Consider the following 20,418-nt stretch of genomic DNA (forward strand, 5'->3'; position numbering starts at 1 on the left):
GCAATTCCTCCCTGGAACCAGGCCACGTGCCCGGTCCGCAAACCACTAGCAGGTATTTTTACCTGAGCAAATAGTTTTTACATACGCAAATCGCTTCAAGCCAGCCCGAACCGTTCGACGGCCCGCATGATGCCGCGCAATTCGGCGAGGCCCTTGAGCCGGCCGATCAGCGAATAGCCGGGATTGATCCTGGTCTTGCCGATGTCGTCGGCGAGGAGATGCCCATGGTCCGGCCGCATCGGAATGCGCCAGTCGGCGCGGCCTTCCTTGCGGCGGCGCGCCTCCTCCTGCATCAGCGCGAGGATGACATGCGCCATGTCCGTGCCGCCCTCGAGATGCTCGGTCTCGTGGAAAGAGCCGCCATCCTCGATGGTGACGTTGCGCAGATGCACGAAATGGATGCGGCTGGCGAACTCCTTGACCATGGCGACGATGTCGTTGTCGGCGCGCGTGCCGTAGGAGCCGGTGCAGAACGTCAGCCCGTTGGCCGGGCTATCGACGGCATCGAGGATGAAGCGCGCATCCTCGGCGGTCGAGACGATGCGCGGCAGGCCGTAGAGCGAGAAAGGCGGATCGTCGGGATGGATGCACATGCGCACCCCTTCCTCCTCGGCCACCGGAATGATCTCGCGCAGGAACCAGGCCAGGTTCTCGCGCAATTCCTTCGGCCCGATCGCATCATAGTCGGCCAAGGCCTCGCGGAAGCTGTCGCGGTTGTAGGCGCGCTCGGTGGCTGGCAGTCCTACGATGAGATTGCGCTCGATCCTGTCGATCTTCTCGTCGCTAAGCTCCTTCAGCCGCGCTTCCGCTTCGGCGATACGGGGGGACGTGTAGCTGGCTTCGGCATTCCGGCGCTTCAGCACGAACAGGTCGTAAGCGGCGAAATCGATCGCATCGAAGCGCAGCGCATAACCCGTCGTCGGCAGGCGGTAAGCCAGATCCGTCCGCGTCCAGTCGACCACCGGCATGAAGTTGTAGCAGATCGTCGCGATGCCGGCCTTCGCCAGCGCGCGGATCGTGTCCTTGTAGAAGCCGACATAACGGAGCCGCTCCGGCGATCCGATCTTGATCGAGTTGTGGACAGGAATGCTCTCGACCACCGACCAGGTCAGTCCCGCCGCCTCGATGATGCGCTTGCGCTCCAGGATCTTCTCCAGCGGCCAGACGCGCCCGTCATAGATGTCGTGCAAGGCCGAGACCACGCCGGTCGCACCCGCCTGTTTGACGTGATCGAGGGTCACCGGATCGTCCGGACCGTACCAGCGCCAAGTTTGTTCCATTTGCCGCTTTCCTCCGTGAGAGGTCGGCAACTTATTGTTGGACCACAACGAGAGTCAAATTAAAATTTAGCGCTCATGAGCGGCAGCCTTCTTGAGTCAGGTCTGGAAATTCGCCGAAATCAAACTCGGAACCGGTTGTTTTCCCCAAATCCTGCGATATGTTGGTCCAACAATTAGGAGGATCAATGCCGGAAAATCCCCAAACCGTGCGCGATAACGTCGCTGCCCGCCGCGCCGGCGGCAGTTCCGCAGTCGACGCTGCGGCTGGCCAGATCCTCGACCTCATCCGCGCGCGGCAGTTGAATGTCGGCGACGTGCTGCCGACGGAGCGTGAGCTCAGTGAGATCACCGGCGCCAGCCGCAACACCGTGCGCGAGGCGCTGCGCACCATCCGCACCTACGGCCTGATCGAGCCCAAGCCGCGTGTCGGCGCGGTGCTCGCCAACGGGCAGAGCATCGCCATCCAGAATTTCTTTGCCGCGCATATGGATGTCTCGCGCTCGTCCTTCGCCGACATCCAGGGTTTCAGGCGCATCATCGAGGTCGGCATCGGCGACCACATCGTGCTCAACGCCACAAGCGAGCAGATCGAGGCGCTCGACGCGATCAACGCCAGGATCGTCGACAGCCGCTCGATCGACGAAGCCGCCGAGAACGACTTCAATTTCCACATGGCGCTGATTGGCCTGGCGGACAACCGCATGCTGATGGACATGTATTCCTTCCTGTCCCCGGTGATCTTGCGGATCATGACCATCGGCAAGGAAATGCGCCCAGTGTTGGCCGACACCCGTGCCGCACACGGCGAGATCATCGCCGCGCTCCGCGCCCGCGACAGGCTGGCTTACGCCTATCTGATGAGCCGCCATCTCGATTTCGCCCTGCGCTTCCTGCCGGAAGAACCGGCTTCCGAGACGTGACCAAGGAGTTTCAGCTATGAAGGATTTTGAAGGCAAGGTCGCTCTGGTGACCGGAACGACCGGCATCGGCCTCGCGACCGCCAGGCGCCTTGCCGCCGGCGGCGCCGCGATCGTCGCCTGCGGCATCGACCGCGCGGCCAATGCCGCGATGCGGGCGGAGTTGGAAAACTCCGGGGCCGGCGCGCTGGTCGTGGACGCCGACGTCTCCGTGCCGGACCAGGTCCGCGATGCCGTCGCAGCCGGCGTCGAGCGTTTCGGCGGGCTTGACGTGATCGTCAATTCGGCGGCCGTCCATCCCTATGGGACCGCGACGACGACCGACTGGGAGACCTGGAACAAGGCGATGACTGTCAATGTCGGCTCGATCTATCTGACCGCGCATTTCGGCATCCCGGAAATGGTCAAGCGCGGCGGCGGCGCGATCGTCAACGTCGCCTCGGTGCAGGGTTTCGCCTGCCAGCAGAACGTCGCCGCCTATGCCACCACCAAGGGCGCCATCCACACGCTGACGCGCTCGCTGGCGCTCGACTATGCGGCGGCCGGCATCCGGGTCAATTCGGTCAGCCCGGGCTCGATCCGCACGCCGATCCTGGAAAAGGCCGCGCGCGGCGACAACGGCAGCGACGCCGATGTCGAGGAGGCTTACAAGCGCTTCGGCGCGGCCCATCCGCTCGGCCGCATCGGCGAACCCGAGGAAGTGGCCGAGCTCATCGCCTTTCTGTGCTCGTCGAAGGCCGGCTTCTGCACCGGCGCCGACTACAAGATCGATGGCGGCCTGACCGCCGGCATCGGCGTGAAGTGACCATGAAGATCGGTCTTGGCCTTTACCGGGAATCGTTGACATCAAACAATTTCCGCTTTGCCCGCCAGGCAGGCGCCACGCACATCGTCGCCCACCTCACCAACTACTTTCGCGGGCGCGATCCTTCGCTGTCGGCCGGCAGCGAGACGGAAGGCTGGGGCGATTGCTCCACCGACGAGCTGTGGAACTATGAGGACTTCGCCGGCCTGGTGAACACCGTGCGCGACAACGGCCTGGATATCGCCGCGATCGAGAATTTCTCGCCCCGCTTCTGGTCCGATATCTTGCTCGACGGTCCCGATCGGGCGAAGCAGATCGAGGGATTGAAGCGGCTGATCCGCGATGCCGGGCGCGCCGGCATCCCCTGCATCGGCTACAACTTCTCCATCGCCGGTGTCTGGGGCTGGTCGCGCGGGCCTTTCGCGCGCGGCGACGCGATGTCGGTGGGGCTCGACCTTGCGGCCATCGATCCCGATTTGCCCCTGCCCGACGGCGTGGTCTGGAACATGCGCTACCGCGCCGGCCGGCCGGGCGCCGCGCCGGTGACGGTGAGCAGCGATGAGCTCTGGCAACGGCTCGCTGCCTTCCTGCGGGACGTCGTTCCGGTGGCTGAGGAAGCCGGCGTGATACTGGCCGCTCACCCCGATGATCCACCGGCCGAAGCGCTGCGCGGCGCTGCGCGGCTGGTCAACCGTCCGGAGAAATACGACCGGCTGATGGACATCGTGGATTCGCCGTCCAACGGGCTGGAGCTCTGCCTCGGCTCGCTGCAGGAGATGCCGGGCGCCGACGAGATTTATGGGCATGTCCGGCGCTTCGCCCGACGCAAGCGCATCGGCTACATCCATTTCCGCAACGTGCGCGGCAAGGTGCCGAACTACCACGAAACCTTCGTCGACGACGGCGACATCGACATGGCCGAAATCGTCCGTATCCTGCGCGACGAAAACTATGACGGCGTCATCATCCCCGACCACACGCCGGAAATGTCCTGCGACGCGCCCTGGCATGCGGGGAAGGCCTTCGCGCTCGGCTATATGCGCGCGCTGGTGCAGAACGCCGCGACGCTGGGCCCTTCGCGCACCGTTCAATCCACCAGCATCCGGATGCAAGCTTGATGACCAGATCGACACGCCCCTATGCTGACGATGCCGGAATGTACCGCCTGTTCGAAGAAGAACTCTTCGTCGCCGTGGTCGGCGACGTGATGGATACGCTAGGGCTGCAGCATCAGTTCCTGCCGCCGGTGTTCAAACCCGTCGACGAGAAGACGCGATTGCTCGGCAGGGCCATGCCCGTGCTCGAGACCGATATTTTTCCCTCCGGGGAGGTGACGCACAATCCGCTCATGAGCAAGCCGTTCGGGCTGATGTTCGAGGCGCTGGACAATCTCAAGCCCGGCGAAATCTACGTCGCCAGCGGCGCCTCGCCCCGCTACGCGCTGTGGGGCGAGCTCATGTCGACACGTGCCAAGATCCTCGGCGCGCATGGCGCGCTGGTCGACGGTTTCGCCCGCGACACCGACGGCATCAAGGCGCTGGGATTTCCCTGCTTCTGCACCGGCTACTACGCGCAAGACCAGGGCGTGCGCGGCAAGGTCATCGACTATCGCTGCGCGCTTGAGATTGGCGGCGTGCGCATAGAGCAGGGAACGCTCCTCTTCGGCGACAAGGAAGGCGTACTCGTCATCCCGCGCCAGGCGGAAGAAGAGGTGGTGCGCCTCGCCCTCGAAAAAGTCCGTGGAGAAAAGCTCGTCGCCAAGGCGATCCGCGAGGGGATGAGCGCGGTGGATGCCTACAAGACCTTCGGCATCATGTGAAGGTCGTGGCCGGCAGCGGTCACCGGACGGTCAGTCGGACCCTTCAGCCTTGCGGATGAACCTGCGGCAACGCCGCATCGAGCGAACATTCGAACGCACCGACCACAGCGTCGGCCTGCGCCTCGGTGATGATCAGCGGCGGACAGAAGGCGATCGCGTCGCCCATGTTGCGCGAGATGATGCCGTTCTGCTGCAGGAAGCCGTTGACCAGCGCGCCGAGCGCCGCCGGCTTGCCCCACGGCGCTTTGCTTGCCTTGTCGGCGACGAGCTCGACCGCGGCGATCAGACCGACGCCGCGCACCTCGCCCACCAGCGGATGCGAGGCGAGCTTGCGCAGCCTTGCCTGCAGATGCGTGCCGACCTTGCGCGCATTGCCGACGAGATCGCGCTCCTCGATCAGCTTGATGTTCTCCAGCGCGACCGCCGCGGCCACCGGATGGCCGCCGCCGGTAAAGCCGTGGCCAAAAGTGCCGATGCGGTCGCTCTCGTCGGCGATCGGCTCGAACACCTTGTCGTTGATGAGCAGCGCCGAGATCGGCAGGTAGGAGGAGGAAATCTGCTTGGACAGCACCAGGATGTCCGGCTTGATGCCGAAGGTCTGCGAGCCGAACATCTCGCCAGTCCTGCCGAAGCCGCAAATCACTTCGTCGGCCACCAGCAGGATGCCGTATTTCGATAGCACCGCCTGGATCTTTTCCCAATAGCCGGCGGGCGGCGCGACGACGCCGCCGGCGCCCATGATTGGCTCGCCGATGAAGGCCGCGATCGTTTCAGGTCCTTCGGCGAGAATGAGCTTTTCCAGCTCGTCGGCGAGCCGCGCGGAAAACTGCTCCTCGCTCTCGCCGGGCTCCGCGTCGCGCCAGTGATGCGGCGTCGACGTATGCAGGATGTTGGCGATCGGCAGGTCGAAGGAGAGATGGTTGTTGGGCAGTCCGGTTAGGCTGGCCGAGGCGATGGTGACCCCATGATAGCCGCGCTTGCGGCTGATGATCTTCTTGCGCGCCGGTTGTCCAAGCGCGTTCGAACGATACCAGATCATCTTGATCGCGGTATCGTTGGCCTCGGAACCGGAATTGGTGAAATAGGCCTTGCTCATTGGCACCGGCGCCATCTGCACCAGCTTCTCGGCTAAGTCTATCAGCGGCGAATGCGCCTTGGAGCCGAAGTCGTGATAGAAGGGCAGCTTCGACATCTGCCTCGTCGCAGCGTCCACCAGCCGCTTTTCCGAGAAGCCGACGGCGACGCTCCACAAGCCCGCCATCGCCTCGATGTAGCGGTTGCCGGCGATGTCCTCGACATAGATGCCATCGCCCTTTTCGATCACCAGCGGCCCCGTCTGCTGATGCTTACGGGCATTGGTGTAGCCATGCAGGTGATAGCGAATGTCGCGGGCTTCGGCGGAATTCGGTCTGGCGTCCATCATGGCTCCTGTCTGCAGGCGTCCAAAGCGGAAATAAGACCCTCCTCTCTGGTAGAGACGAAGATTTCCGCCTTGCGTTGTTGCGGTTGATGCATCATCGCGCTGGCTGATCGCAAGAGCCGCGATGCCGGGATCGATAGCGCCAACGGGCCTCGGCCTTTCTCAGCAATAATGTAGAACACTCAGCAGGATCAGAACATGGAACAGATCGATTGCATCATCGCGGGCGCCGGCGTGATCGGTCTGGCGATCGCGCGCAAACTGGCGGCGCTTGGGCTCGAAACTCTGATCGTCGAAGCGGCGGACGCCATCGGCACCGAAACGAGTTCGCGCAACTCCGAAGTCATCCACGCCGGCATCTATTACCCGCAAGGGTCGCTGAAAGCCAGGCTCTGCGTAGCGGGACGCGACATGCTCTACCGCTACTGCGCCGAGCGTTCGATTCCGCACCGCCGCTCGGGCAAGCTGATCGTCACGACCGACGTGACGCAGGAACCGGTGCTGGCCACTATTCGGGCCAACGCCGCGGCCTGCAATGTCGAGGACCTGCACTTTCTCGCCGCCGAGGAGGCGCAAGCGCTGGAGCCGGCGCTGCATTGCACCGCCGCACTGCTCTCGCCCTCGACCGGCATTGTCGACAGCCACGGGCTGATGCTGGCCTTACTCGGCGATGCCGAGGAAAGCGGCGCGGTGCTCTCGCTCAACACGCGCATCGTTTCGGGCCGCATCGATGGCGGCCGCATCGTGCTTCATACAGTGGATACGGCGAGCGGCGGAGGTTTCGAGGTCGCCACGTCGCGCTTCATCAACGCGGCCGGCCTCGGCGCCGTTGCGTTGGCGGGTTCGCTCGAAGGCTTCGAGCGGCGGTTCTTGCCGACGCTGAGATATGCCAAGGGCAACTACTTCTCGGTTGTGGGCCGGGCGCCCTTCTCGCGGCTGATCTACCCCGTGCCTGAACCGGGCGGCCTTGGCATCCACCTGACACTTGATCTCGGCGGCAACGCTCGGTTCGGGCCCGACGTCGAGTGGACGGACACGCTCGACTACCGCGTTAACCCGGCGCGCGGCGAGCGCTTCTATGCCGCGATCCGCAAATACTGGCCCGATCTGGCCGACGGCAGCCTGCAGCCTGCCTATAGCGGTATCCGGCCGAAACTCTCCGGCCCGGGCGAAGCCAACAGCGACTTCGTCATCCAGGATGCGACGGTCCATGGAAGCGCCGGTCTGGTCAATCTGTTCGGCATCGAAAGTCCCGGCCTGACCTCGAGCTTGGCGATTGCCGACCAGGTGGCGTGCCTCCTCGCCTGAGACGGCGCCGGTGCTCGGCAATAAGGCCGGGCGATCGCTGCGCGTCATGAGGGGCGCGGTCGGCGCAGCCGTCGACCTCTTCACCCAGCTAAATGTGCCAACTGCTTCAAGCGCAGGATATGAACCGCATTAACCGGATGTGCTTTAGACTAGCCCGTCAGAATGGCTTTTGTGGCGTATCCTCGAAGTCACGCCCGGTGAACGCTACGCCCGCACGACGCGGTCGTTTGAGGATTCGCTGCAGCGCTTCCGGGCAGCCAAACAATTGCCAGAACGAACGAAACAATAACTCCGGTAGCGGGTTCTGTCTTCGGTGGGCGTGTGGCATTTCTCATCTGGAGGCGATGATGAGCCCTAATGGCCTCGACGTTTTCGACAAGACGATACAGACCACCAATATCTGGCTGAAGGAGATCATGGATGATCTCGGGCCCGATCGGCAGTTGGCTTGGCATACCCTTGGCGTCGTCCTGCGGACCTTGCGCGACAGGCTGCCACCGGACCTGGGGGCCAATCTCGCCGCCGAGTTGCCGCTCCTGATCCGCGGAGCCTATTACGATCAGTACAACCCATCCGATCAACCAAGCCGCGACCGATCCATCGACGAGTTTCTGGATCCGGTTGCGGACGGATTGAAGGCCACGTGGCCGGTCGATCCCGGCGATGCGGCGCGCGCGGTATTCAAGACGCTCGCCCATCATGTCGATCTCGGCCAATCAGCCAAGGTGCGCGACGCCCTGCCCAGCGACATTCAGACGCTTTGGCCGGGCAGCGTCGGTACATAGGCGGATTGCTCCCCGCCGGCGTGGGTCTTCGAGGCACATCCCGGCCGTGGGCCGTCGAGGCACATCCCGGCATTGTGCGGCTTTTGACGATGTCGAAAAGCTCAAGGGCTTCGGAGGACCTTGGGATCGGCCGCCGCCTTTAGACCGACGGCACCCATCTTCAGACTGGGCTTTGTGATGATCCGATGATGCAGGCCGGCGAATAGGACGGAGGACGTTGACATGCTCGATCTTTCCCGCGAGGCCGTCGGATGGTCGACGTTCATCTCGGCCGTCGCGGCATCCGTGACAGGGAAATCCTGGCGGCGATCGAGCCGTTCCGGCTCACATTCCTCGGTCCGGAACATAGAGGCAGAAGGAGTGCTGGGACCTGGCGTCGCCGCCGGGCTTGCATTCATGGAAATATTCGTCGCGGGATCGCTTGATGCGGTGGTCGGTGTAAGGGATCAGTTCTCCGGTCGAAAGCTGGTAGCCGTATTTCGTCTCCTTCACATCCGAGGGCGGCGCCTGATAGCAATCCATGCCGGCGCAGCAGGATGGGTCGTACTGCCAGCCCGCCGGTGCTTGGTGCGCCGATGCCGGGGTGCAAAGGAAACTTGCCAGGACACTTGCAGGCAAAACCAGCCATGCCTTCGATCGGCGCCGATCGGACGAGCGGCACGCCGCTGCGCCCGTCCGTTTCCGGGAGGATCCGCTCGAGGCTGTTCCGTTCATCGCCGGTCCGCCGTGTTTGCCGCAGCCCAGGTAATTCCGGGTCTCAAAATCCTCCGCCGGGATACGGAGATCCCCGGGATATCCCCGGCGGAGGGCGCTACCGAACTTGGAAGTCAAAGTTATGTTCCATGCGCCCGGCTCCGCTCATTCCTTCACATGGGCGCCGCGCCTGCGCGCCTTGACTTCCCCGGAATGCTCGACGACCACCGGGTCGGCGAGGAAAGACATCCAGATCAGGGACCAGAGGGACGGCCAGCGATGGGCAGCATCCACCTGCCAAGGCGAACATGGGCTTCGCCCTGCCAGATAAAATAGTCAGAGAAAATAGCCGTGCGCGTTCGTCGCAGGCGTGCTCAGGCGAGCAACTGCTCGATCCTTATCGGCAGGTCGCGGATGCGCTTGCCCGTCGCGTGATAGACGGCACTGGCGACGGCGGCAGCCGTACCGACATTGCCCAGTTCGCCCAAGCCTTTCACACCAGCCGGGTTGACCGCATGGTCCACCTCCGGAACCAGGATCACCTGCAAGTCCTTGATGTCGGCATTGACCGGCACGAGGTAGTCCTGCAGGTCACGGTTCACATAGCGGGCGTAGCGCCTGTCGACCTCGGTCGCCTCATGCAGCGCCTGGCCGATGCCCCAGATCATGCCGCCCATCAGCTGGCTGCGCGCCGTGCGCGTGTTCATGATGCGGCCGGCCGCGAACGCACCGACGATGCGCGGCACGCGGATTTCCCTGGTGTAGCGATTGATGCGCACTTCGACGAACTCGGCGCCGAAGGCGTATTTCACCGAGTCCTCATCTTGCTCCCCACCATGGAATTCCGGCGTCCCGGCATAGAGCTTCTTCAACGCCTCCGGCGTCGCGCCCTTGGGCGCGAACTCGGCATATTCCTCGATCGCGCCGACCTGCATGATTTTCATAACGTCCTCGACCTTGGCCGACGCGCCGCTCTTCGCCACGATCTTTCCGTCGGCAAGGTCGAACTCCTCATTATGGGAGCCGGCCAGCGGACTACCCTCGGCAGTCGCGGCGGCAAACAGCTTGGATCGGATGGCATCGCAGGCCTTGAGCACCGCCGAGCACACGCTGGCCGTGGAGATCGAGCCGCCCGAGACGGGCGCCGGCGGCAGGCCGCTGTCACCCATTTCGACACTGATCTTGTCGATAGCGACGCCGAGCCGTTCCGACGCCATCTGGCCGGCCACGGTGCGAATGCCCGTGCCGATCTCATGCGAACCGCATTGCACCCGTACTTCGCCGTCGGAGGTCAGACGCACGCGCGCCGCGCATGGCGCCACGGCGCTGGGATAGATCGCCGTGGCGCAGCCCATGCCGACCAGCCAGTCGCCGTCTCGCATCGCGCCGACCTTCGGATCGCGCTTGGCCCATCCGAAGGCCGCCGCCGCCTGGTCGTAGCACTGGATCAGCGAGCGGCTGGAGAACGGTTTCTTGCCGATCGGCTCCGTCTTCGGTTCGTTGATCCGGCGGAACTCGACCGGATCCATGCCAAGCGCCACCGCCATCTCGTCCATGGCGTTTTCGAGCGCATAGACATAAGGCGTCTCGGGTGGCGAACGCATGTAGCCCGGCGTGTTGCGGTCCGCCTGAACCAGCGAGACATGGGTCAGCACCGAGCCGTAGCCGTACATGCGGCCCGTGGCCGAGGTGCCGCCGACGACGTAGAGATCGGGCCGCGAGGTCACCTCCCAACCTTCATGCGCGAAAGCGGTGATGCGGCCGTCTTTGCCGGCGCCAATCCTGATGCGATGCCGCGTTTCGGCCCGGTAGGTCTGGGTGCCGAAAGCCTGCATGCGGCTTGTCACGCAGCGTACTGGACGCCCGAGCCGCTTGGCGGCGACGGCGACGATCGCGGTGCGCGGCGTCATCGGTCCTTTCGAGCCGAAGGCGCCGCCGATGAAGGGGCTTACGATGCGAACATTCGCCGGATCCATCTTCAACTGTCTGGCAAGCTCGACTTTCCAGCCGGTGACGTTCTGCGAGGGCTCATGCACGACGAGCTGGTCGCCCTGCCAGTACGCGGTCGTCGAGAACAGCTCGATCGGATTGTGGTGCTGGGTCGGTGTGGAATATCGTTGGTCGATCTTGACCGCCGCCGCGGCGAAGGCAGCGTCGAAATCGCCTGCCTTCACGTCCTCTTTGAACATCGGGCTTTTGCCGGCCGCTGCAACGGTCTTCGTGCCCGGACTGTCGAAGCTCGCGGTAGGCTTCTCCTCCTCATATTCGGCGCGGATCAGTTGCGCCGCCTCTTCGGCCGCCTCGAAAGTCTCGGCCACGGCGAGCGCGATGATCTGGCCGTCATGGAAGATCGTCCGGTCATGCAGCGGTCCGATAGACGTCGCGCCGGAATTGCCGAATTTCGGTTTGTCGACCTTGTCCATGTCGCCATAGGTGACGATGTCGAGCAGGCCCGGCACCGCTCGGGCATCGTCGAGACGAAGCTTCGTCACCCTGCCCTTGGCGATGCGGCTGGTGGCCAGCGCGCCATAGGCGAGGTTGGCGGTCGGCAGGTCGGCGGGGTAATGCGCCTGCCCGGTGACTTTCAGCCGCGCATCCACGCGCGGCAGCGGTTCGCCCTGGTTTTCCTTGGGTCTTGGAGCGGCAGCGTCCATGGTCACACCTTCATGTCGCGGGTTTCGAGCAGCGCGCGCACCAGTGTTCGCTTGCCGAGCTCGATCTTGAATGCGTTGTGCTGGCGCGGATGGGCCCCGGCGAAGGCGGCGTCCGCCGCCGCTCCCGCCGATGCCTCGTCGAGCTTCTTCCCTTGCAGGGCTTCTTCGGCTGCGCCGGCGCGCCAAGGCACGGTCGCTACGCCGCCAAGCGCGATGCGTGCCTCGCGCACGGTCTCGCCGTCGAGGTCGAGCGCGACGGCCGCCGAAGCCAGTGCAAAGGCATAGGATTCTCGGTCGCGGATCTTCAGGTAGAGCGAGCGCCGGGCCCACGGGATAGCGGGCACCTCGATGGCGGTGATGATCTCTTCGGCGGCGAGATCGGTCTCGACATGCGGCGTATCGCGGGGCTGTCGATGCAGCTTGGCGAACGGTATCTTGCGCGCGCCATGCCCGCCCTCGGCGTGAACGACGGCATCGAGCGCGATCAGCGCCTGGGCGAAGTCGCCATGATAGGTGGCGATGCAGGCGTCGCTGACGCCAAGCACCGCATGCTGCCGGTTGAAGCCGTCCATCGCGGCGCAGCCGGATCCGGGCACACGCTTGTTGCACTGCCAGGATGTCTCGCGAAAGTATTCGCAGCGTGTGCGCTGCAGGACATTGCCGGCGAGACTCGCCATGTTGCGGATCTGCCCGCTCGCCGCCAGCCGCAAGCTGTCGGCAATGACCGGATAGCGGCGGTTGACCTCCGCGTGGTCGGCGGCCTCGCCCATACGCACCAGGGCACCGAAGCGGATGCCGCCGTCGGTTACTTGAATTTGCCTTAGCGCAGCCTCCTTGAGTTGGTTCAGATCAAGCAGGTGATTGGGTTCGGCGACGCCGAGCTTCATGTAGTCGGCAAGATTGGTGCCCCCCGCGATGAACTGCGCATTTGCTCGCGTGGGTTGGTCATCATCGGTCGCAAACCGGGACGCGATCGCGACCGCCGTGGAGATATCGGTTGGCTGTTCGTAGACGAAGGGACGCATGTCACGCTCCCTTCGTCTCGCCGCGCGCCTGCAGGATGGCGGCGACGATGTTGGGATAGGCGGCGCAGCGGCAGATATTGCCGCTCATATATTCGCGGATGTCATTCTCGGATTCGGCGTGACCTTCATTGACGCAGCCGATCCCCGACATGATCTGGCCCGGCGTGCAGTAGCCGCATTGGAAGGCATCGTGATCGATGAAGGCCTGCTGCATGGGATGCAGCTTGCCATCCGTCGAGGCGAGGCCTTCGATCGTCGTCACATCCTTGCCGTCGTTCATCACGGCGAAGCTCAGACAAGAGAGCACGCGCTTGCCGTCGACCAGCACCGTGCACGCGCCGCACTGGCCGTGATCGCAGCCCTTCTTGGTGCCGGTGAGCCCGATATGGTCGCGCAAAGCGTCGAGCAGGCTGGTTCTGGCATCAAGCGAAAGCTCATAGGCCTGCTTGTTGATCCTCAGCGACGTTATGACCGGCTGCCTCAATTTCGGCTGGGCTGCGGCTGGTGCCGTGGCCTCGGCCCGTGAAGCCAGCAACGGCGCAGCCGCGGCCGCCGAGACCGTGCCTGCCATGAACTTTCTTCGGCTGAGACCGTTGGTGGACAGGGCTGAGGGCTGGGACATGGCTCGCTCCTGGCTGGCTGGTGTTGTGCGCTAACCCTTCAAGGGTGCCATTGTTCCGACGCTGAGCGCAGAACCGCGATGCTTCACCAAAGTGTGAGGCTTCATGTCCGAACCGAAGTGCCGCGAGGCTTCGCTCCGGGCTGGAACATGCGCCGGTGACGGGCGTTCTGTCCCAGTCCATCCCTTCCGTCAGCAGGGCATCATGAAATCGAAACTCGTCGCCGAGACCTCCGGACAAAGAATATTCGTGGTCGTGCTCGATCCGGGCGAGGAAGCCTTCGCGTCCCTTACCGCTTTCGCCGGGCAGAAGGGACTTACCGGCGCCTCGCTGACAGCCATCGGCGCTTTCGACAGGGCGACGGTCGGGTGGTTTGATTTCGGCTCGAGATCGTACCGGAAAATTCCCGTGGACGAGCAATGTGAGGTGCTCAGCGCCATCGGCGACATCGCCGTCGACGACAGCGGCAAGCCGAGCCTGCATCTCCATGCCGTGCTCGGCCTGAGCGACGGGTCGACCCGAGGCGGACATCTGCTCGAAGCCATAGTCCAGCCGACGCTCGAAATCACGGTGACCGAGACGCCCGCCCATTTGCGGCGCACGAAGCGGCCGGGCCTCGGCATCGCCCTGATCGACCTCGACGCCTGACATCCTCGCAATGGCCAAGTCCACGGACGATACGTTTCCGCTTCCTCTCGACACACCGCCCATGGAGGCCCGGACGGCCGAAGAACTGCCGAGGGGGGACGGTGCTTGGCAGTTCGAACCGAAATGGGATGGATTTCGCTGCCTTGCCTTCAAGGGTACGGAGGCGGTCGACCTGCGGGCGAAATCGGACAAGCCGCTTGGCCGATATTTTCCCGAATTGATCGCGACGATGCAAAGCCTCGATGCCAAGAATTTCGTCATCGACGGCGAGATCGTGATCGAAATCGACGGCCGCGCTTCCTTCGACGCGCTGCAGATGCGGCTGCACCCGGCAGAGAGCCGCATCCGCAAGCTGAGCGCGGAGACGCCGGCACGGCTGATCCTGTTCGACATGGTCGTCGCCCCGGGCGGCAGGTCGATGCTCGAAGCGTCCTTGATCGATCGCCGCACGGAGTTGGAGAACTTTGTGTCCAAATACGGCGGCCAGGGGCTGCGTCTTTCGCCCTCCACCACGGAGTTCGCGACCGCCGAGCGATGGCTGCGAGATGACACCCACGGTTCGACCGACGGCGTCGTCGCCAAGGCGCTGGATGAGCCCTATCGGCCGGGCGAGCGCGCCATGGTCAAGGTCAAACGGCTGCGCACCGCCGACTGCGTTGTGGGCGGCTTCCGCTATCTGAATGCCAGGCGGCAGGTCGGGTCGCTGCTGCTTGGCCTCTATAACGACAACGGGCAACTGGATCATGTCGGCTTCACCTCGACCATCGCCAATGACGAGCGCGCGGCGCTCACGGAGCGGCTCGAAGAGTTGCGCGGCGGGCCGGGCTTCACCGGCAAGGCGCCGGGCGGGCCGAGCCGCTGGAATACGGAGCGCAGCGGTGAATGGGAGCCCCTGAAGCCGGAACTGGTCGTCGAGGTTCGTTTCGACCATGTCACGGGCGAGCGTTTCAGGCATGGCACAAGGCTCTTGCGCTGGCGGCCCGACAAAGCGCCGCGCCAATGCACATTCGAGCAGATCGCGTAGCTGCGCCTTGCGGAACAATCGACCGCCAGGGCGGTTCCTGAGAGGAACAGTCAGCCCGCGCATTGGAGAACGACATGGACCCTCGCAACAAGCAGCGATCCGAACGGCAGGATGAAGCCGAAGCGCCGACCATCGAGCAGCAGGATTGGGACAGCTTCGAGGGCAACAAAGTGCTTCCCGACAGCGTGGTTGCCGAGAACGGCCCCGACCAGCGCGAAGCCGAGGGGACCTTGCCCGAAGAGGATGATGACAATCCCGATCAGGAGAGCGACGAGGCCCTGCCCGACGACGAGGAGGAACGCGTGCTGTCGCGCGATCCTTCCAAGGAAGGCAGTCGCTTCGACGAAATCTGAGGGGTGATCGGTTCAGATTTCGAGCAGCGCGTAGGGCCGGCCCGTCGGCTTCGTGATGTGCATGGCGACGTTATAGACTTTCGCGCCGCCGGGAGTCTGGCCTTCGAAAGTGCCACGATGCGCATGCCCATGCACGACGGCGCTCACCTTGAACCGGTCGATCGTTTCCGCAAGCCTGGAGGATCCCAGGAACGGGAAAATTTCCGGCGGCTCGCCGGCGACGGTCTCCGCAATCGGTGCGTAATGAAGCACCACAAGCGTGCGCTTGGCGCGGACCTGCCGCATGGCATTTTCGAGCCGCATCGCCTCGCTGACGCTCTCGGCCACCATGGCCTTGATTGCCGGCTCACCGAAGGATCCGAGCATCCTGGAGCCGAAACCGCCTACAAAGCCCTTCACACCGACAAAGCCCACTTCCATCAACTCCGTGGCCTGTCCATCGAGGAGATAAACGCCTGCTTGGCGAAGCGTTGCCGCGATCTCCTCGACGCAGCCGGATTCGTAGTCGTGGTTGCCGAGTACCGCGACTACGGGAATCGAGCAGGCCCTGAGATCTTCCGCCAAAAGCTCAGCCTCCTTCGGCTTTCCGAGATTGGTGAGGTCTCCGGTAAGCACCAGGACATCTGCTTCGCGGGAAACCTCGCCGAACAAATCGCGATAGGAAGTCTGGGCATCTTCCTGAACATGCAGATCGCCGATCGCGGCAATCTTGATCTTGCCGTTGCCGTTCGTTTTGCGGTCCGTCTTGCTTTGTTCAGCCATCGCGGAATTCCCCAATCCCGCCGACGCCGGCAAATCCCCATTCCTTGACGTCGATCTCGTAGTCGACCTGCGACAAAAGCCGGCCGCGGCAAATCTTCATCCTCGGCGAAGGCAGTTGCCGCTGCCTGGCGAGCCGGTCGAGCAGATTGTCAAGCAGCCAGTCGGGGATCTGGTCGCGTTCGCTGGGATAGATCCATCTGAAATTCAGCAACTGCATCAAAAGCACCTCCCAGTGGACGTCGAGATAGGAAAGCAGCCTGTGCCAGTCGATCTGGTCATGCGCCTTGAGGATGGTGTGGGCGATGTCGGCGCCATCGTGACGGCCCCTGTCCTGGATGAAACATTTCGACCAGATGAGCTCCGTCGGTCCGATGATCCGGACTCGGCTGCCGAGCAGCTCGACCTGGCGGGCATGCTCCAGCCACTGGTCCTCGACCTGCATGGTGCCGTTGGCTGATGCAAAGATCACATCGAAGAAATGCGGGCCTTCGAAAACCTTCCCCAGCCAGCGATCGTCCTCGATCTCGACGGCGTAGCCGATATCTTTGAAATGAGCGAGGATGCGCGGACAATCGCCGGCCTTGCAGAAGATATCGAGATCCTTGGTCTGGCGTACGACGCCGGTATAGGCGCTTACCGCATAAGTGCCGGCAACCAGGAAGGGAATGTCGGTGGCGGCGAGTTCGCGGATCGCATTCGTGTAGAAAGCCTCCGCCTCGGCGCTCTTCAACGTCGGCTCCGCCTTTGCGTCGATCACCGGCAGCGTCGCCAGCACTCCCGGCAACTCGTCATTGGTCATCAACCGTTGCTCCGGCTTTTGATCTTCATCCACATGTTCCGGTAACAGCGGTGATCCGACGTTGTTCCGCACTCGACGTCACGCTTCCAAGACGAGCGTCGCCACGACAGGGGCGCTAGTCCCCTTCCTCCTGATAGAGGCGTTCGGCCGCCCGGTCGCTCTCGCGCCGCTCCGCCGGTCCCCGGCGGCGACGGGTAATGAGCACGTAGGCGATCACTAACAGGAGAATGAGGGGACCGCCCGCGACGACGATGAGCCACAAATGGGAGCCGGACATTGGTCTTCCCTTCCCGGATCGAAGGTGCCGCTCCAGCAACGAGGGCGTTGCTGGTTATGACGCTAACCGGTGAAGGGCTGGAATGTTCCGGACGGCGCGGCAAACAATCCGCGGCCGCTGCCCGCCGCTACCGCCTATTGCCGGGGTCCATCGGAATCATCCGCTAGCGCCGACTTGGCGATTGACCAAAAGGCAATGGGACGTTGGTGCAGGAGTCCACGGCTGTGGCTGCAGACGTCTCCCCCAGATCTTCAAGCAATGACATCCGTGCACGGTTCAACCGGCTTTTGATGGTCCCGATAGCGCAGCCGCAAATACTCGCTGTCTCCTCGTAGCTTACGCCGAGGATGGCGATCAGCACCAAGACCTCACGTTGCTGGGGAGGCAGCTTGCCCATAGCGGCATGAACCTCCTGGCTACGAATATGCCATTCCTGGTCGCCATAGGTAATCGAACGGGCCGATGCGCAATCACTCATTCCTGGCGCCTCGCGCGTATAGACCTTGTGCCTCGTATAGAAGGTATTGCGCATGATCGTGAACAGCCACGACTTGATCCGGGTGCCGGGTTCAAATTGATCGATATGCGCTATCCCCTTGAGCAGGGTCTCCTGCACGAGATCGTCGGCGTCAGTCTTGTCCCTGCAGAAGGTCCGCGCGAAAGCTCTCAAGGCCGGGATCAGATCGACGATCGTCGCCTCGTTCTGAAGGGCCGACGAGCCGGAATTCATCGTCCGCAAAAATGCCTCCGCAGGGAACCATGTGGATTGGATAGCCACAAGGCTAATGCGCTGGGGACATGGAGGTTCCTGTTGCCTCAGGAATTGTCGCTCGTTTCCGGTCGTCATTCGCGTCTCGTCTTTTGCTCCGGGCAGCCGCCGGGTCTTCGGTGCAGACGTCAGCCCACGTCCGAAGCCGACCGCGAAATGTGCTGTCTTGAGGTGACCAGGAGGACGCCGCCGGCACCGCGCGGATACCGAACGGCGATGCGTTCAATCCCGCTTGCCGCCGACGTTCTTGACTTTGGTTGCGCGGCCGCTTCGAGATCGCGAGCCAGTTCAGACAGGCATCGGGGCATCGGTTCGTCGACAATGGTCTCGAATGCGGCAGTCAGTTCCTGAGCCAGCGTCGAGCGCTTGGGAGCGGCAGTTTGAGGCGCTGGCATTATTATGTCGTATCGAGGGAAGGACCTACTCATAACTACGCTAACACAGCCGCCGCAACCGACAATCAGGACGAAGTTCCGCGAGGCGATGGCCAGGGTCTGCGCGCCGGTCAACATCGTCACCACCGACGGTCCGGCCGGGCGCGGCGGCTTCACCGCGACCGCCATGTGCAGCGTCTCCGACGGTCGGCCGATGCTGCTGGTCTGCATGAACAAACGCTCGGCGCAGACTAGCATGTTCCCCGCCAACCAACGCTTCTGCGTCAATGTGCTGACCCAGTTGCATATGCATCTGGCGGTAAAATTCGCCGGCGATCCGCGACACGGCCGAGCGCTGTCAGGCCGCGCGCTGGCAGACCATGCCGTCCGGCATGCCGGCGCTGCTCGACGCCATCGTCAGCTTCGACTGCGAGATCGCGCGGTGAACAAGGTCGGCATGTGATGTTCGGCGCGTCGTCGACATCCGCCACGGCAGCGACGAGGCGGCGCTGCTCTATGTCGGACGCAACTACATGCAGCCGAGCGCGCTGGGGAGTTTTGGGGGGTGAGGAGCGGTCCGCGAAGCGGACGAAAAGCCAATTGCTGGGCTTTTCGAGTGACGAACGCCCGGAGCCTGCGACGGGCCGGCCAACGTTACTCGGGAAGCGACTCCGACTGGATCAGGCTCTCCAGCATGTCCAGCAGGCGCTCGTGCTCCTCGGCGCCGTAGCGCTTTTCGATGGCTTCGTAGATCGCAACGCGCTCCGGCGCGAGTTCCTCGATCAGTGCTACACCGGAAGGGCTGATGGCCAGCAGCGCGCGGCGGCCGTCATCCTTCACCTTGTTGCGGATGATGAACTCGCGCTCCTCCATCGCCTTGATGATGCGGGTGAGGCTGGGCGGCAGGATCGAGGCGCGGTTGGCGAGTTCGGTCGCCTCCAGCGGCCCGGACTCGGCTAGCACGCGCAGCACGCGCCATTGCTGCTCGGTAATATCGTGGCGGGCTAGCATCGGCCGGAAATGCGCCATGATCACCTCGCGGGCGCGAAGCAGAGCCATGGGCAACGAGCGGCGGGTGCTGGGCGGTAGCAAAATCAGGTCTCCGAAAATTCCAGTCCAGTACGATTCGCAACAAAGATCAGGGGCCGGATGGCGGCTATATTCGAGATTTTGGCGGGAGCGGCAATCTCAGCCTGCAAGTTGCAGCCGCAGAGAGAGTGATACTTGATATTCCGGCGTCAAGATGTAATCCACATGTAAACTACAAGACCGGTGCTGCCGGCGGAGGAAACCTTGCCCATGTGGCGATCGAATATTCGGCGAATCTCGACGTGAAGGTCGACATGGGCGAGCTTTGCGCGCCGGTCTCGCGCACAATCCTCGAAACCGGGCTGTTCGAACCGGGCGGGGTCAGGGTGCGCGCCTTCCGCGCCGAAGCCTACGCTATTGCCGACCTTTTGCCTGAGACGGTTTCATCGACATGAACTTCCGCATCGGCAAGGGCCGCAGCGCGGCGGAAAAGAAAAGCGCCGGCGAGGCGATCTTCGCGGCTGTCACCGACCATCTTTCCTCTCTGTTCGTCTCGGATTTCGGTTTGTTCGGAACGATCAGGCTTGCCTTTGCCGCCTAGAGCTCCGCTCTTTGCGCCAATCGCCTGTTCAGGGGCGGGTGCAGCGGAACCTTGGTTCTTCTCTCGCTTAGCCTGCCGATCGGACGCAAGCTGCTCACCAGCTTCTAGGCCCAACTGCCGCGCCTTCCACTCGCCTGGACCGAACGGCACAGCCGCCAGCCAAGCCATTCGCAAAACTGCACCGGCGGCGCCATCGAGCTACGCTGGCTCGACTGCACCGCCGGTCTTACGCCATTGCTTGGAAGGCACCTTAGTTTGGGAACACAGAACCTTCGGCGCGGCGTATCTCTATCGTCTGTCGATCAGATTGGAAGGCTGTCAGGCCGGAAGCGCACCCGACTTCTTGGCCGTCCAGGTGGCGATATAATCCATCAGGCCTGGGCTGAGGCAGTCATAGGGTTCCAGCCCGATCGACTTCAGTTGGCCGCGGATGCCGTCCATGCGGCTCGGGTCGAC

Annotated in this window: 20 protein-coding genes and 3 pseudogenes; 11 read left to right on the plus strand and 12 right to left on the minus strand. The window is 63.4% G+C overall.

Features of this window, described 5'->3' with window-relative positions; genetic code table 11:
- Window positions 1-95 precede the first annotated feature (95 nt).
- Complete coding sequence (uxuA, locus tag FJW06_RS26390) at window positions 96-1,280, minus strand: mannonate dehydratase (RefSeq protein ID WP_140756054.1); 1,185 nt, start codon at window positions 1,278-1,280, stop codon at window positions 96-98.
- 185 nt (window positions 1,281-1,465) lie between these two features.
- On the opposite strand from uxuA, the gene FJW06_RS26395 reads away from it, so the two are divergent.
- From FJW06_RS26395 to FJW06_RS26410, 4 genes are read left to right on the plus strand one after another with little or no spacing between them, the layout of a single operon-like run.
- Window positions 1,466-2,200 (plus strand): FCD domain-containing protein, encoded by a 735-nt coding sequence (locus tag FJW06_RS26395; protein ID WP_181178585.1) that lies wholly within the window; start codon window positions 1,466-1,468, stop codon window positions 2,198-2,200.
- 16 nt (window positions 2,201-2,216) lie between these two features.
- Window positions 2,217-3,002 carry a glucose 1-dehydrogenase gene (locus FJW06_RS26400; RefSeq protein ID WP_140756056.1) on the plus strand — a complete coding sequence of 262 codons (786 nt, stop codon included), beginning with the start codon at window positions 2,217-2,219 and terminating at the stop codon, window positions 3,000-3,002.
- A 2-nt stretch (window positions 3,003-3,004) separates the two neighbouring features.
- Window positions 3,005-4,120 (plus strand): mannonate dehydratase, encoded by a 1,116-nt coding sequence (locus FJW06_RS26405; RefSeq protein ID WP_140756058.1) that lies wholly within the window; start codon window positions 3,005-3,007, stop codon window positions 4,118-4,120.
- A complete protein-coding gene (locus FJW06_RS26410) occupies window positions 4,120-4,821 on the plus strand; it encodes an RraA family protein (RefSeq protein WP_246674851.1) in 702 nt (233 codons plus the stop codon). Before FJW06_RS26405 ends, FJW06_RS26410 begins: the two co-directional genes overlap by 1 nt.
- Before the next feature lie 43 nt (window positions 4,822-4,864).
- On the opposite strand, the gene FJW06_RS26415 is transcribed toward FJW06_RS26410, so the two are convergent.
- Window positions 4,865-6,241 carry an aspartate aminotransferase family protein gene (locus tag FJW06_RS26415; RefSeq protein WP_140756098.1) on the minus strand — a complete coding sequence of 459 codons (1,377 nt, stop codon included), beginning with the start codon at window positions 6,239-6,241 and terminating at the stop codon, window positions 4,865-4,867.
- 198 nt (window positions 6,242-6,439) lie between these two features.
- Between FJW06_RS26415 and FJW06_RS26420 the strand changes: the two genes are divergently transcribed.
- Both FJW06_RS26420 and FJW06_RS26425 read left to right on the plus strand, forming a co-directional pair.
- Window positions 6,440-7,549, plus strand: a complete 1,110-nt coding sequence (locus FJW06_RS26420) for an NAD(P)/FAD-dependent oxidoreductase (protein ID WP_140756060.1) — start codon at window positions 6,440-6,442, stop codon at window positions 7,547-7,549.
- A 347-nt stretch (window positions 7,550-7,896) separates the two neighbouring features.
- Complete coding sequence (locus FJW06_RS26425) at window positions 7,897-8,334, plus strand: DUF2267 domain-containing protein (protein ID WP_140756100.1); 438 nt, start codon at window positions 7,897-7,899, stop codon at window positions 8,332-8,334.
- A 324-nt stretch (window positions 8,335-8,658) separates the two neighbouring features.
- On the opposite strand, the gene FJW06_RS26430 is transcribed toward FJW06_RS26425, so the two are convergent.
- The 4 genes from FJW06_RS26430 to FJW06_RS26445 form a co-directional block, all read right to left on the minus strand.
- Entirely contained in the window at window positions 8,659-8,856 is a 198-nt protein-coding gene (locus FJW06_RS26430; RefSeq protein ID WP_140756062.1) for a hypothetical protein, read from the minus strand.
- A 545-nt stretch (window positions 8,857-9,401) separates the two neighbouring features.
- Window positions 9,402-11,681, minus strand: coding sequence for a xanthine dehydrogenase family protein molybdopterin-binding subunit (locus tag FJW06_RS26435; protein WP_140756064.1), 2,280 nt, complete (start codon window positions 11,679-11,681; stop codon window positions 9,402-9,404).
- Window positions 11,682-11,683: 2 nt separating this feature from the next.
- Window positions 11,684-12,706: a xanthine dehydrogenase family protein subunit M gene (locus tag FJW06_RS26440; protein ID WP_140756066.1), complete on the minus strand. Its 1,023-nt coding sequence runs from the start codon at window positions 12,704-12,706 to the stop codon at window positions 11,684-11,686.
- Window position 12,707: 1 nt separating this feature from the next.
- Window positions 12,708-13,277: a (2Fe-2S)-binding protein gene (locus tag FJW06_RS26445; protein WP_181178593.1), complete on the minus strand. Its 570-nt coding sequence runs from the start codon at window positions 13,275-13,277 to the stop codon at window positions 12,708-12,710.
- Between the two features lie 253 nt (window positions 13,278-13,530).
- Here FJW06_RS26445 and FJW06_RS26450 point away from each other — a divergent pair, with 253 nt between their 5' ends.
- The 3 genes from FJW06_RS26450 to FJW06_RS26460 all read left to right on the plus strand — a co-directional run bounded on the left by FJW06_RS26450 (window position 13,531) and on the right by FJW06_RS26460 (window position 15,351).
- Window positions 13,531-13,974, plus strand: coding sequence for a PPC domain-containing DNA-binding protein (locus tag FJW06_RS26450; protein ID WP_140756070.1), 444 nt, complete (start codon window positions 13,531-13,533; stop codon window positions 13,972-13,974).
- A 10-nt stretch (window positions 13,975-13,984) separates the two neighbouring features.
- Entirely contained in the window at window positions 13,985-14,998 is a 1,014-nt protein-coding gene (locus tag FJW06_RS26455) for an ATP-dependent DNA ligase (RefSeq protein WP_140756072.1), read from the plus strand.
- Window positions 14,999-15,072: 74 nt separating this feature from the next.
- Window positions 15,073-15,351, plus strand: coding sequence for a hypothetical protein (locus FJW06_RS26460; protein ID WP_140756074.1), 279 nt, complete (start codon window positions 15,073-15,075; stop codon window positions 15,349-15,351).
- 12 nt (window positions 15,352-15,363) lie between these two features.
- On the opposite strand, the gene FJW06_RS26465 is transcribed toward FJW06_RS26460, so the two are convergent.
- The 4 genes from FJW06_RS26465 to FJW06_RS26475 all read right to left on the minus strand — a co-directional run bounded on the left by FJW06_RS26465 (window position 15,364) and on the right by FJW06_RS26475 (window position 17,919).
- A complete protein-coding gene (locus tag FJW06_RS26465; RefSeq protein WP_140756076.1) occupies window positions 15,364-16,113 on the minus strand; it encodes a metallophosphoesterase in 750 nt (249 codons plus the stop codon).
- On the minus strand, window positions 16,106-16,912 hold the full coding sequence (locus tag FJW06_RS26470) for a nucleotidyltransferase family protein (protein ID WP_140756078.1): 807 nt from the start codon (window positions 16,910-16,912) through the stop codon (window positions 16,106-16,108). The genes FJW06_RS26465 and FJW06_RS26470 overlap by 8 nt, the downstream gene beginning before the upstream one ends.
- A 115-nt stretch (window positions 16,913-17,027) precedes the next feature.
- A complete protein-coding gene (locus FJW06_RS30290) occupies window positions 17,028-17,189 on the minus strand; it encodes a hypothetical protein (protein WP_181178587.1) in 162 nt (53 codons plus the stop codon).
- Between the two features lie 163 nt (window positions 17,190-17,352).
- On the minus strand, window positions 17,353-17,919 hold the full coding sequence (locus FJW06_RS26475; RefSeq protein ID WP_140756102.1) for a sigma-70 family RNA polymerase sigma factor: 567 nt from the start codon (window positions 17,917-17,919) through the stop codon (window positions 17,353-17,355).
- 522 nt (window positions 17,920-18,441) lie between these two features.
- Between FJW06_RS26475 and FJW06_RS26480 the strand changes: the two are divergent.
- Window positions 18,442-18,901 (plus strand): annotated as a pseudogene (locus tag FJW06_RS26480) (flavin reductase).
- A gap of 85 nt (window positions 18,902-18,986) precedes the next feature.
- Here FJW06_RS26480 and hpaR read toward each other — a convergent pair.
- Window positions 18,987-19,391: a homoprotocatechuate degradation operon regulator HpaR gene (hpaR, locus tag FJW06_RS26485; RefSeq protein WP_246674852.1), complete on the minus strand. Its 405-nt coding sequence runs from the start codon at window positions 19,389-19,391 to the stop codon at window positions 18,987-18,989.
- Between the two features lie 284 nt (window positions 19,392-19,675).
- Here hpaR and FJW06_RS26490 point away from each other — a divergent pair.
- Window positions 19,676-19,917: pseudogene (locus FJW06_RS26490) on the plus strand (5-carboxymethyl-2-hydroxymuconate isomerase); the annotation flags it as partial.
- A gap of 363 nt (window positions 19,918-20,280) precedes the next feature.
- On the opposite strand, the pseudogene FJW06_RS30725 reads toward FJW06_RS26490, so the two are convergent.
- Window positions 20,281-20,418, minus strand: a pseudogene (locus FJW06_RS30725) (aldehyde-activating protein); the annotation flags it as partial.

This window comes from Mesorhizobium sp. B4-1-3 (assembly GCF_006439355.1).
Taxonomy (GTDB): Bacteria; Pseudomonadota; Alphaproteobacteria; order Rhizobiales; family Rhizobiaceae; genus Mesorhizobium.